This window comes from Amycolatopsis sp. H20-H5 (assembly GCF_035828755.1).
GTDB lineage: Bacteria > Actinomycetota > Actinomycetes > Mycobacteriales > Pseudonocardiaceae > Amycolatopsis.
Window position 1 is genome coordinate 26,471 of the sequence record NZ_JAYMZS010000025.1, and the last position, 12,216, is coordinate 38,686.

The 12,216-nt window shown below is 71.1% G+C and carries 11 protein-coding genes; 9 read left to right on the forward strand and 2 right to left on the reverse strand.

Translation table 11 applies throughout. The annotated features are described in order from the left end of the window. From QMK34_RS16630 to QMK34_RS16650, 5 genes are all read left to right on the forward strand, one after another. Positions 1 to 941 (forward strand): alpha/beta fold hydrolase (locus QMK34_RS16630; protein ID WP_326414903.1); only part of this gene is annotated, 941 nt, incomplete at its 5' end. A 4-nt stretch (positions 942 to 945) separates the two neighbouring features. Then, entirely contained in the window at positions 946 to 2,550 is a 1,605-nt protein-coding gene (locus tag QMK34_RS16635) for an FAD-dependent monooxygenase (RefSeq protein WP_326414904.1), read from the forward strand. A gap of 151 nt (positions 2,551 to 2,701) precedes the next feature. Next, the gene (locus QMK34_RS16640; protein ID WP_326414905.1) at positions 2,702 to 3,559 is read left to right on the forward strand and encodes a formylglycine-generating enzyme family protein; all 858 of its coding nucleotides are present in this window, start codon (positions 2,702 to 2,704) and stop codon (positions 3,557 to 3,559) included. 19 nt (positions 3,560 to 3,578) lie between these two features. After that, entirely contained in the window at positions 3,579 to 3,842 is a 264-nt protein-coding gene (locus tag QMK34_RS16645) for a MoaD/ThiS family protein (protein WP_326414906.1), read from the forward strand. 2 nt (positions 3,843 to 3,844) lie between these two features. After that, positions 3,845 to 4,813, forward strand: coding sequence for a quinone oxidoreductase family protein (locus tag QMK34_RS16650; RefSeq protein WP_326414907.1), 969 nt, complete (start codon positions 3,845 to 3,847; stop codon positions 4,811 to 4,813). Between the two features lie 137 nt (positions 4,814 to 4,950). Here QMK34_RS16650 and QMK34_RS16655 read toward each other — a convergent pair whose 3' ends face one another. Beyond that, positions 4,951 to 5,907 carry a hypothetical protein gene (locus QMK34_RS16655; protein ID WP_326414908.1) on the reverse strand — a complete coding sequence of 319 codons (957 nt, stop codon included), beginning with the start codon at positions 5,905 to 5,907 and terminating at the stop codon, positions 4,951 to 4,953. Between the two features lie 109 nt (positions 5,908 to 6,016). Then, on the reverse strand, positions 6,017 to 6,589 hold the full coding sequence (locus QMK34_RS16660) for an NUDIX hydrolase (RefSeq protein ID WP_326414909.1): 573 nt from the start codon (positions 6,587 to 6,589) through the stop codon (positions 6,017 to 6,019). Between the two features lie 107 nt (positions 6,590 to 6,696). Between QMK34_RS16660 and QMK34_RS16665 the strand changes: the two genes are divergently transcribed. The 4 genes from QMK34_RS16665 to QMK34_RS16680 all read left to right on the forward strand — a co-directional run. Beyond that, a complete protein-coding gene (locus QMK34_RS16665) occupies positions 6,697 to 8,082 on the forward strand; it encodes a nucleotide sugar dehydrogenase (RefSeq protein ID WP_326414910.1) in 1,386 nt (461 codons plus the stop codon). 4 nt (positions 8,083 to 8,086) lie between these two features. Next, complete coding sequence (locus tag QMK34_RS16670) at positions 8,087 to 9,097, forward strand: NAD-dependent epimerase/dehydratase family protein (RefSeq protein WP_326414911.1); 1,011 nt, start codon at positions 8,087 to 8,089, stop codon at positions 9,095 to 9,097. Between the two features lies 1 nt (position 9,098). Then, positions 9,099 to 10,322 carry a class I SAM-dependent methyltransferase gene (locus QMK34_RS16675; RefSeq protein ID WP_326414912.1) on the forward strand — a complete coding sequence of 408 codons (1,224 nt, stop codon included), beginning with the start codon at positions 9,099 to 9,101 and terminating at the stop codon, positions 10,320 to 10,322. Continuing rightward, on the forward strand, positions 10,319 to 12,216 hold a 1,898-nt coding region (locus tag QMK34_RS16680), incomplete at its 3' end, for a type I polyketide synthase (RefSeq protein ID WP_326414913.1). The genes QMK34_RS16675 and QMK34_RS16680, both read left to right, overlap by 4 nt.

Genomic DNA, 12,216 nt, shown 5'->3' on the forward strand with positions numbered 1-12,216 from the left:
CCAACCAGACACCACGATTCGTCGACGAGTTGCTGTCTCGCGGCAGCCCAGCCACGGCAGCCCAGCCACGGAAGCCCAGCCTGGAGGAGCGTATGGACACCCCCGAGATCGGTGAGCTCGTGGTGCCCGGCGCCCGGCTGTACTACGAGGTCGTCGGCACCGGCCCGGCGCTGGTGCTCGTCCCGACCGGGAACGGCGACGCCGGTCCGTTCCGGCCGATCGCGAGCCTGCTGGCCGACCGCTACACCGTCATCACCTACGACCGGCGCGGGTTTTCCCGCAGCCCCCTCGACGGCCCCGTGGACGACGAGCGGCGGCTCGAGACCGACGTCGACGACGTCCTGCGCCTGCTCGCCCACCTCGCCGACGGGCCCGCCTGCGTTTTCGGCACGTGCTCGGGCGCGATCGTGGCGCTCGCGCTGCTCGAACGGCACCCGGACCGGGTCCGCGCGCTGGTCGCGCACGAGCCGCCGCTGGCGTCCGTGCTGCCCAACGCGGACGAGGAACTCGAGTTCCACGAGAACCTGTACGAGCTGTACCGGACGGCCGGAGTGGACGAGGCCCGGCAGGCCTTCGGGCGCTATCTGGGCGCGACCGGGGCGTCGAAGCCGCCCGAGGAGTTCCAGCCACCACCCGACGAGCTCGCCGACATGCTGGCGCGCACCCGCCGCAACCTGACGTTCTGGTTCGACCACGAGGTGCGGTCCTTCCCCGCGGTCGTCCCGGACACCGTGGCGCTGAAGGCGGCGTCCGCGCAGCTCGTGCTGGCGGGCGGGACGACGTCGCGGGAGCAGTCCCCCTACCGCGCCAACGCGGTGCTGGCCGGGCGCGTCGGGCTCGATCTGGAGCACTTCCCCGGCGGGCACCTCGGGCACGTGACGGATCCGGTCGAGTTCGCCGAACGACTGCACGAAGTGTTGCTGCGCAACGGGAAACGGTGATCCGGTGGGCACCGGTGGCGCACCACGGGTCGCGATAGCCGGCGGCGGCCCGGCCGGTCTGTTCCTGGCCCGCATGATCGGTCTCAAGCTGCCGAGGGCGACCGTCGAGGTCTACGAGCGCAACGGCCCCGGCGACGTCTCCGGCTTCGGCGTCACGCTGTCGGACCGGACCCTGAGCGGGCTCGCGCGGCACGACCCGGAGACCCACCGGCTGATCATCGACGCGAGCGTGACCCTGTCCGGCATCGAGGTCCGGCCGCCGGGCGCGCGGCTGCGGTACGACGGTTTCGGCGCGGCCGCGATCTCCCGGCACACCCTGCTGAAGATCCTGCGTGAGCAGGCGACCGAGGCCGGGGCGCGGATCCACTACCGGGCTCGCGCCGAGGACCTCGACGCCGACGTCGTCGCGTTCGCTGACGGCGCCCGTTCGTCCCATCGCGACGCCCGCCGTGAGGCGTTCGGCACCGAGACGCGGACCGGGGCGGCGCGCTACGTCTGGCTGGGCACGTCCGCCGATTTCGGTGACGCCGCGACGCTCGCCTTCGAGCGGACCGAGCACGGCCCGGTGGCCGCGCACTGCTATTCGTACGGCCGTTCGCCCGGCCGTTCGTCCGGCAGTGCGATGAGCACCGTGGTCGTCGAGCTGGACGAGACGACCTGGCGCGCCGCCGGGCTGGACGACGGCGCCGAGATCGACGGCGACGCGCCGCCGTGGCTGTCCGAGGTCTTCGCCGAGCACCTCGACGGGCACAAACTGGTCGGCAACCACAGCCGCTGGGGCCGGTTCACCGTGGTGCGCAACGCTTCCTGGTCCGACGGCAACACCGTCCTGCTGGGCGACGCGGCCCACACCGCGCATTTCACGGTCTCGTCCGGCACGAAAATGGCGCTGGAGGACGCGATCGCGCTGGGCCGCGCGCTGAGCGAGCACGACGGCCACCCCGCCGCCGCTTTCGCCGAGTACGAACGGCTTCGCCGCGGTCCGGTGGCGAGGACGCAGCACTGGGCCGAGCCGAGCATGCACTGGTGGGAGACCTACGGACGCCGTCTGCACCAGCCGCCGTCGCAGTTCGGCATGCACTTCCTCACCCGCACCCGCGCGATCAGCTACCTCGGCCTGCGCCGCCGCTGCGCCGACCGGATCGACGAGGCCGAGGCGGACTACTTCCGCGCCGCGGGCTTCACCGGCACACCGCCCCACGCGATCGCCGCGCCCTTCACGGTCGACGGCGTCCGGCTCACTGACCGGCTCGTGACGGCCGTTCCTCAGGCTGACGGGGAAGTCCTGATCGACGACGCCATCCGGTTCGCTGAACTGTCCTGTGTGGACATTCCAGAAAACGGCCCGGCGGCGGACGAGCTGCTCCGGCAGGCCTTGGCGCGCGGCCTCCCCGGAGTCTTGCTCCGCGCGGATCCCTTGACCCACTGGCACACCACCCTGCGTCTCGCGAGCCGCGTCCGCACCGAAACCGGCCTCGCCGTAGCCGTCGAGGTGCCCGCGGACTGGGCACTGGACCTGACCCGCGAGGCCGACACCGACCCCTGGCCCGCCCGAATCCACCTGGCCCTCCTTACCGGCCGGACCGACCTCGTCGTCCCGACCCGCTGAACTGCCCCTGAAGGCCACCATCACGGCGTTTAACGCCGTGATGGTGGCCTTCAGGGGCAATCCGCAAGCCATGAGGTGCCCGGGTCAGGGCGGGGACGCGACGATGGGGGTGACTTCCGGCGTCGAGTGGAGGGCGGCTCCCGTGGGGGACATGCTGCGGATACCCGGATCGACCTTTCTCCAGGGTTCACCGCCCTGGCTGCTCGACTGGCTCGAGGAGCAGGACCAGCCCCTGCCGCGCCGCTGGTTCGCCGACGAGACGCCCCAGCTCCCGCGGACGCTCCCGGAGTTCCGGCTCGACCGCTACCCGGTGACCGTCGCCGAGTTCACCGAGTTCGCGCAGGCGACCGGATACCGTTCCGACGCCGAGGAAATCGGGTTCGGCATGGTCTACGCCGAGGCCTCGTGGGAAGAACGCGCGGGCGCCTGCTGGCACTCGCCGGGCGGTCCCGGCACCACCACCGCGGGCTACGACGATCACCCCGTCGTGCACATGTCCTGGAACGACGCCACCGCGTACGCGCAGTGGGCCGGAAAGCGCTTGCCCACCGAGGCCGAATGGGAGTTCGCGGCCCACGGCCCGGACTTCCGGATCTGGCCGTGGGGCGACACCTGGAAGAGCGACTGCGCCGCCACCGCCGAGTTCTACGCGGGCGCGCTGAACTCGCTCGGCGCGTGGCGCGAGTGGTGGCGGACGATGCACGCGCGGTACGGCGCGATGCCGCGGACGACGCCCGTGGGCAGCTTCTCCGACCTCGGGGACAGCGTGTTCGGTTGCGGCGACATGGCGGGCAACGTCTACGAGTGGACCTCGACGCTCACCCGCCTTTACGACGAGGCGACCGAATGCGACCCCAGCGTGAAGATGGCCGTCGGCCGCTACCGCGTCATGCGCGGCGGCTCGTGGATGAACTTCCGCTATCAGGTCCGCTGCACTGAACGGATTCACGGTGATCCCACCGGCTGGTCGAGCTTCGCCGTCGGCTTCCGGTGTGCGAAGGACGCTTAGCCCGAACTAGGAGGTAGCAGTGGTAAAGATCATCCTTCCCGCCGGCTGGACCATGGGCCGGACGGAATTCGAGGGCTCCGAAGGATTGCTCCCGGACGTCATCCGCCGGTTCGCCGCGGACAATCCGAGCTACGGCCCGCGGCTGCTGGGTCCCGACGACCAGTTGCTGACCTACATCAACCTCAGCATCGACGACGACCTCATCCTGCGCGCCGAACGCGCCGGCACCGAGGTTCCCGCGGGCAGCACGGTCGTCGTCACCGCACCGATGGCTGGTGGCTGAGGATGCGTCGTGTCGTTTTCGACGCTTACGGGCCGCCGGACGTCCTGCGGACCGTGGACGGCGAAGTGCCCGAACCCGGTGAAGGCCAGGTGCTGGTGCGGGTCGCCGCGGCGGGGGTCAACTTCGTCGACCTCTACCAGCGGTCCGGCGCCTACACCGTGCGGTTCCCGTTCACCCCGGGCTTCGAAGGCAGCGGGACCATCCTCGGCGTGGGCCCCGGGGTGCCGGGATTCGCCGCGGGCGACCGCGTCGCCTGGGCCGGTTCCCCGAACTCCTACGCCACGCACTGCCTGGTCAAGGCGGAGCGCCTGGTGCCGGTGCCGGACGCGCTCGACCTCGACGTCGCGGCGGCCGTGCTCATCCAGGGCATGACCGCGCACTTCCTCGCGTCGGACGTGGTGACGCTGCCCGAGGGCGCCACCTGCCTCGTGCACGCGGCGGCGGGTGGGGTCGGCGCGCTGCTCTGTCAGCTCGCGGTGCTCCGGGGGGCCAAGGTCATCGGCACGGTGTCGAGCGCGGCGAAGGCCGAGGTCGCGCAGGCTGCCGGAGCCGGGCACGTCATCGACTACTCGGCGGGCGACTTCGCCGAGCGGGTCAAGGAAATCACCGGCGGCGAAGGCGTGGACGTGGTCTACGACGCCGTCGGCCGCGACACCTTCGAGGCCGGGCTCACCTGCCTCCGCCCGCGCGGTACATTTGTCCTCTATGGACAGACGAGCGGCCCGGCGGCGCCGCTGGACCCCCAGGTCCTCAACGCGCGCGGCTCCCTGTTCCTCACGAAGGCTTCGCTGGGGCACTACGACAAGACCCGGGAGCAGCTGCTGCACCGCGCCGGGGAGGTCTTCGCCGCCGTCGTCGACGGCAGCCTGCGGCCCCGCGTGCACCAGACGTACACCCTGGCCGACGCCCCCGAGGCGCACCGGGAGATCGAGTCCCGCAACGCCATCGGCAAGGTCCTGCTGCGCCCCTGAAAGTCCCTGAAGGCCACCATGAGGGCGTTAGAGTCCCTCATGGTGGCCTTCAGCGCGTTGCTGGCCGGGAATGTCCCTGAAGGCCACCATCACAGCGTAAAACGCCGTGATGGTGGCCTTCAGGGGCAGTTGCGGGGTCAGCCGAGGCCGGGCACGCTCGAGATCTTGTTGCCGGTCATGCCCGCCATGCCGGACATGCCAGCCATGCCAGCCATGCTGGAGTGGTCGGCAGGCGCGGCGGGAGCGGCTGGGGGGCCGGAGTCCGGGTAGAAGAAGCCGACTCCGGCGACGGCGTCGAAGCCGGGGATGGGCTTGCCGGGGTTGAAGATCGACACCTGCGGGACCACCCGGTTCGGGCTGATCCAGAGGTGCAGGTCCCACAGCCTGCCGTGCGGCATGCCGGTGCAGCGCGCGCAGTCGGCGGGCGTCGGCGGGATCGCCGCTTCGGCCTGGCCGTGCCATGCCTCCGCGGGCGGGACCGTCACGTTCTGCCAGTTGTCGGCGGGGTGCACGCTCCGCTCGTGGATGAACCAATCGCTGTCGGTCAGGCACGCCAGGCCCGGGTCCCTCGGGAACGAAGGCCGCACGCCCGGGGTGTAGTGGCCGCCGTAACCCCAGCCCGCCAGCACGTACGGGTAGTCGATGCCGAACGGGTCGAGGACGTCCTTGGCCTTCGGGCTCGGGCGGTAGAACAGCAGCGTCGGCTTGCCCGGCCGGATCTCCTGGTTCTCCTGCACGACGGTGAAGCCCACGCCGCCCATGCTGACGAAGAAGTGCGGGAGGATGTCGTAGGTGACGTCCGCCTTGGTGTTCGGCGTCGCGAGCCGCTTGAGGTCGGCGTCGTTCCGGATGACCGTCAGGTCGCCGAGCAGGTTCAGCACGCGCTGCTGGTCCACCGCCAGCGTCAGTGCCCGCAGCGCGGGCCCGCAGCCGCCGGGGCGGGCCGCCGGCGTCGCGGGGGAGGCGGCCGCCGGTCCGGTCGTCGCGAGCAGCGCGAGCAGGCTGATCGCGACCCCGGCCGCCCGCCAGCCCTTCCTCAGGTGGTGCCGCGGCCGTGATCGGCGCTGGGGCACGGGTTGATTCCGCTGAGCCACTGGCTTCCTCCTCGAACGGGACGGCTGCGGTTCGGTCGAAACACAGTCGTGCCGAAGCTAGGGGGCGCTGGGGCGTAAGCACATCTCCCGACTTGCTGGTTCGCCCGACTCAGCAATCCGGGATGCGCTCGTGCAGCTGTAGCAGGGCGTAGGCGGCCACCGTGGAGTTGTCCATGATCGCACCGCCGGTGATCATTCGCTCGAACTCCGCCCTGGTCACCCAGCGGTGGCGCATGTCCTGCTCCTCGTGCTCCCTGGCGGTCTCGCCCTGCACCAGTTCGGTGGCGAGGAACGACGTGAACGCCTGGCCGCTCGCGCCCTGCCAGCCGAACAACCGTCCCAGCGCGACGAGCTTTCCGGCGCGCAGCCCGGTCTCTTCGGCGAGTTCCGCGCGGGCCAGCTCTTCGGGGGTGCCGGTTTTCGGGTACGGAAAACAGCCCTGCGGGAATTCCCAGTACCGCCCGGAAATCGGGTAGCGATACTGGTCGACCAGGTGGAAGCCGTCGTTCTCACTGGCGATGACGACCGCGTAGTCGGGCCGATCGACCACCGAGTAGATCCCGGCCGAGCCGTCCGGCCGCTCAATCCGGTCCTCACGCACCGAAAGCCATGGGTTCTCGTAGACCAGCCGGGTGGACAGCTGCCGGATCACCGGGGTTTCCCCGTCGGGCAAGGATTCCATGTCGCCATGGTAGGCCGGGGCCGCCCGGTGCGCGGGAGCTCGGCAAGCCAGGAGACGTGGCGTGCCCGCCGGCCGGAACACCATGGACGGCACAGGTCGCCGCAGCCGTGCGTACGAGGGGCGAGCACTATTCGATTGGGGACGCGATGCGTTTTCTGTCCGGCCACGAGGATCTCAAGATAGCGGTGATCGGTTTCGGATACGTCGGCTCCTGCATCGCGGCGACGCTCGCGGACCGCGGGTACGACGTCGTCGGCGTGGACACCGACCCCCGGCTGGTCGAGGAGCTGGCGCGCGGGCACTGCCGGTTCAACGAACAAGGGCTGGCCGACCTGATCTTCAGCGGGATGGCCGCGGGAAAACTGCGCGTCACCAACGAAACCGCCGCGCTCGGTTTCGCCGACGTCGTGCTGATCACCGTCGGCACGCCGATCCGCGAGGACGGCGAGCTGGCCGACGAGCAGCTGCGCGGCGCGTGCACGGAACTGAGCAAGCACCTGCGTCCCGGCCAGCTGGTCGTGCTCAAGAGCACCGTTCCGCCCGGCACCACCCGCGAGATCGTGCTGCCGCTGCTCGAACAGCGAGGCCTGGTCGGCGGCGTGGACTTCGGGCTCGCGTTCACCCCGGAACGCCTCGCCGAGGGCACCGCGCTGCGTGAGCTGCGCACCTTCCCGATCGTGGTCGGCGGCCTCGGCGCGGACAGCGCGCGGGACGTGGCCGCGTTCTGGCAGCGGACGCTGGGCGTCGACGTCATCCCACGTGACTCGCTGGAGTCCGCGGAGATCGTCAAACTGGCCAGCAACTGGTGGATCGACCTGAACATCGCGCTGGCCAACGAACTCGCCAAGTTCTGCGCGCTCTACCAGGTGGACGTGCTCGACGTCATCTCGGCGGCGAACACGATCCCCAAGGGCGCGGGCAACGTCAACATCCTGCTGCCGAGCGTCGGCGTGGGCGGCTCCTGCCTCACCAAGGACCCGTGGATGGTGTGGCGCGCGGCGGGTCAGCAGGGCGTCGAAATCCGGACGGCGTCGGCGGGCCGTGAGGTCAACGCCGGGATGCCGGAGTACGCCGCGCAGCTCGTCATCGACGAGCTTCTCAAGCAGGGCAAGGAACCCGTCGGCGCGAAGGTGGCCGTCCTCGGGCTCGCGTTCAAGAACAACACCGGCGACCTGCGGGCCACCCCGACCCACGGCGTGGTCGAAACGCTGACGAAGGCAGGCGTGCGGGTGCGGATCTTCGACCCGCTCGTCGACGACGAAGCCGCCGAGGAGCTGTTCGGCATCGTGCCCTCGGCGGACGTCACCGAGGCCGTGCGCGACGCCGACTGCGTCGCCGTGCTGGCGCTGCACCGGGAGTTCGACGAGATCGACTTCGCCGCGCTGCCGGTCGCGCCGAACTGCCTGCTGTTCGACGGCCGGGCCTATTACAGCAAGGAAAAGATCGCTGCCCTGCGCGCGCAGGGTTACCTCTACCGCGGAATTGGACGTTAGCCCGATGAACCCTGCACACGAGGTCACATCACGCCCGTCCCGGGTGGTGGTCACCGGCGGCAGCGGTTTCGTCGGCGGGCACCTCGTGGAGCGGCTGGTCGCGAGAGGCGACGAGGTCACCGTCTTCGACGGCGTGGCGCCGCCGCCCGCGGTGGCCAACGAGCACGTCCGGTACGTCGAGGGCGACATCCGCGACGCCGGGAAGCTCGCCGAGGCGATCACCCCCGGCACGGACCTGGTCTACCACCTGGCCGCGGTCGTCGGCGTCGACCAGTACCTGGCCCGGCCGCTCGACGTCGTCGACATCAACTTCCTCGGCACCCGCAACGTGCTCGACGTCGCCCTGCGCGCGGGCTCCGGGGTGGTGCTGGCCAGCACCAGCGAGGTGTTCGGCAAGAACCCCGCCGTGCCGTGGCGCGAGGACAGCGACCGCGTGCTCGGCGCGACCTCGGCCGACCGCTGGTCCTACTCCAGCGGCAAGGCGCTGGCCGAGCACCTCACGTTCGCCTTCGCCCGCCAGCACGGGCTCGACGCCCGGATCGTGCGCTACTTCAACGTTTACGGCCCCCGCCAGCGGCCCGCCTACATCGTCAGCCGGTCCGTCCACAGAGTACTGAACCGGCGCTCGATGGTGGTATACGACCAGGGCAGGCAGACACGCTGCTTCACCTACATCGACGACGCGGTCGACGGCACCATCCTCGCGGGCACGCGGCCGGGACTCACCGGGGAGTCGTTCAACCTCGGCAGCATGGTCGAGACCACCGTCGGCGCCCTCGTCCGCCTCGTCGCGGAGCTGACCGGCGCGACCGACGCCGTCGTCGACGTCGACACCGCCGTCCGGCTCGGGGCCGCCTACGAGGACCTGCCGCGCCGGGTGCCCGACAACACCAAGGCCCGCACCGAACTGGGCTGGCGCTGCGACACCTCCCTGCGGGACGGCCTCATCAAGACCATCGAGTGGGCGCGCTCCAGCCAGTGGTGGCTGGACCTCCCGGACAGCGGAGCGGAGTGACATGACGACCACCACATGCCGGGTGTGCGACGGCAAGGTGCAGGAGTTCGCCGACCTTGGCGAGCAGCCGACCGCCAACGGTTTCCTGCTGCCCCACGAGGCCGAGAACGAGTTCTTCTTCCGCCTCGCGGTCGGTGCCTGCGAGCTGTGCGGGATGGTCCAGCTGCTCGAAGAGGTCCCGCAGGATCTGCGCTACCACGCGGGATACCGTTACCACGCCTCCGGTTCGGCCAGCCACCGCGCGCATTTCGAGGGCAACGCCCGCCGGTTCCTGGCGACCGAGCTGACCGGCACCGATCCGTTCATCGTCGAGATCGGCTGCAACGACGGCGTCATGCTGTCCACTGTGGCCGATGCCGGGGTGCGTCACCTCGGTGTCGAACCTTCGTCCAATGTGGCCGCGGTGGCGGCGGCCAAGGGCGTCCGGGTGCTGTCCGAGTTCTTCGACGAGGACACGGCCGCCGCGATCCGCGCCGAGCACGGCCCGGCGGACGTCGTCTTCGGCGCCAACACCATCTGCCACATCGCGCACATCGGCTCGGTGCTGCGCGGGATCGACGCGCTGCTTACCCCGGCCGGGGTGTTCGTGTTCGAGGAGCCCTACCTCGGCACCATCATCGAGGGCCTCGCCTTCGACCAGATCTACGACGAGCACGTGTTCTACTTCAGCGTCGAATCCGTATCCGCGATGGCCGCGCAGTTCGGCTTCGAGCTGGTCGACGCCGAGCACGTGCCGCTGCACGGCGGGGAGATCCGCTACACCATCGCCCGCCAGGGCGCGCGGACCCCGGCGCCCGCGGTGGCCGCGCTGCTCGACGGCGAGCGGGCCCGTGGGCTGTCGCGGCCGGAGACGTTCCAGCGGTTCGGCCGCACCGTCGAGCGGGTCCGCGAGGACCTGGTCGCGCTGCTGCACAAGATCCGCGCCGAGGGCAAGACCGTGGTCGGCTACGGCGCGCCCGGCAAGAGCTCGACGGTCACCAACTACTGCGGGATCACCACGGACCTGGTGCCGTTCGTCTGCGACTCGACCCCGGGCAAGCAGGGGCACCTCGTGCCGGGCTCGCACCTGCCGGTGCGCCCGCCGGAAGCGTTCAGCGACCCGTATCCGGACTACGCGCTGCTGTTCGCGTGGAACCACGCGGAGGAGATCATGGCGAAGGAGCAGGGGTTCCGCGAGGCCGGTGGCCAGTGGATCCGCTACGTGCCAGAGGTCCGTGTCGGATGACCGCGCCGGAGCCCGTCGCCGTGGTCGGGATGGCCTGCAGGTTCGCCGGGGGCGTCGACTCGCTCGACGCCTTCTGGGACCTCCTGCGGGAGGGCGGGGACACGATCGGTGAGCTCCCCGAGGACCGCTGGGGCTCCTACGCGGCGCACGGACGTGACTTCGCCGAGGCCGTGCGCGACGTGACGAAACGTGGCGCTTTCCTCGACGACGTCAAGGGTTTCGACGCCGATTTCTTCGACATCACGCCCCGCGAGGCGGCGCTGATGGACCCGCAGCAGCGGATCGTGCTGGAGCTGGCCTGGGAAGCGCTGGAGCACGCCGGGATCTCGCCGAGGGACCTCGGCGGGAGCGACACCGGGGTGTTCATGGGCGTCGGCTCGGACGACTACGGCCGCCGCCAGCTTGAGGACCTGCCGAACATCGAGGCGTGGACAGGGATCGGCGGCGCCTACTGCGCCGTCGCCAACCGCGTCTCCTACGTACTGGACCTGCGGGGCCCGAGTGTCGCGGTGGACACCGCGTGCTCGTCCTCGCTCGTCTCGATCCACCTGGCCGCGCAGGCTCTGCGCGCCGGGGAATGCCCGGTGGCGCTGGCCGGCGGGGTACTCGTGATGGCCTCGCCGGGACTCTCACTGGTACTCGACGCGGCCGGCGCCACCGCCCCCGACGGGCGCAGCAAGTCGTTCGGGGCCGAGGCCGACGGCTACGGCCGCGGCGAGGGCGGCGGCCTGCTGGTCCTCAAGCTCCTGTCCGACGCGCGGCGTGACGGCGACCGTGTGCTCGCTGTCCTGCGCGGGAGCGCGGTCCACCAGGACGGCCGGACCAACGGCATCATGGCGCCCAACGGCGACGCGCAGGCGCACCTGATGCGCCGGGCCTACGCGACCGCCGGGATCGACCCGGCCACGGTCGGCTACGTCGAGGCGCACGGCACCGGGACCCGGATCGGCGACCCGCTCGAAGCGGGCGCGATGGCCTCGGTATTCCGGCCGGACGGCGCGGCGGGCGGCGACTGCCTGATCGGCTCGGTCAAGCCGAACATCGGCCACCTCGAAGCCGGTGCGGGTGTCGCCGGGGTGATCAAGACGATCCTGGCGCTGCGGCACGGGATCATCCCGCCCCAGGCGAACTTCACCGAGCCGAACCCCGCGATCGACTGGGCGGCTTCGGGTCTGCGCGTGGTGACCGAGGCGACCCCGTGGCCGGACCACGGCGGCCCGCGACGCGCGGGGGTGTCCGGGTACGGCTACGGCGGCACGATCGCGCACGTCATCCTGGAGCAGGCGGTGGCGACGCCCGACGAGCCAGTGTCCACTTCGGACGGCCTACTGTACCCGCTTTCCGGGGCGACTCAGGCGGCGGTCCGGGAGTACGCGGGCCTTCTCGCCGAGCACCTCGCTGCTGAGCCCGGCGTCCCGGCCGCGGACGTCGGCCACACACTGGCGCACCGCCGCGCGCACCTGCCGCAGCGTGCCGCGGTGTACGCCGGGGACCGCGCCCAGCTGCTCTCGCGGCTGCGCGAGTTCGCCGAGACGGGCACCGGCGCGGCCGTCGGCTCCGTGCCGCGCGGTGGGCGGGGCGGGCTGGTCTGGGTGTTCTCCGGCCACGGCTCGCAGTGGACCGGGATGGCCCGCGAGTCGCTGGAAACCGACCCGGTGTTCGTCGGCGTCATCGCCCGGCTGGAGCCGATTTTCGTCGAGGAGATGGGCGTTTCCCTGCTCTCGGCGATCCACGACGACGCGGCGTTGCCGGTCGACGTGATCCAGCCGATGATCTTCGCCGTGCAGGTCGCGCTCGGTGCGACGTGGCTGGCTTCGGGGGTGGCGCCCGCGGCGGTCATCGGCCACTCGGTCGGCGAGATCGCCGCCGCCGTCACCGCCGGGGTGCTCACCCT

Bases quoted from the DNA above. Each gene is read 5' to 3' on its own strand.
- QMK34_RS16650 (WP_326414907.1), top strand. From the start codon at position 3,845: ATGCGTCGTGTCGTTTTCGACGCTTACGGGCCGCCGGACGTCCTGCGG.
- QMK34_RS16670 (WP_326414911.1), top strand. From the start codon at position 8,087: ATGAACCCTGCACACGAGGTCACATCACGCCCGTCCCGGGTGGTGGTC.
- QMK34_RS16660 (WP_326414909.1), bottom strand. From the start codon at position 6,589: ATGGAATCCTTGCCCGACGGGGAAACCCCGGTGATCCGGCAGCTGTCC.
- QMK34_RS16675 (WP_326414912.1), top strand. From the start codon at position 9,099: ATGACGACCACCACATGCCGGGTGTGCGACGGCAAGGTGCAGGAGTTC.
- QMK34_RS16640 (WP_326414905.1), top strand. From the start codon at position 2,702: ATGCTGCGGATACCCGGATCGACCTTTCTCCAGGGTTCACCGCCCTGG.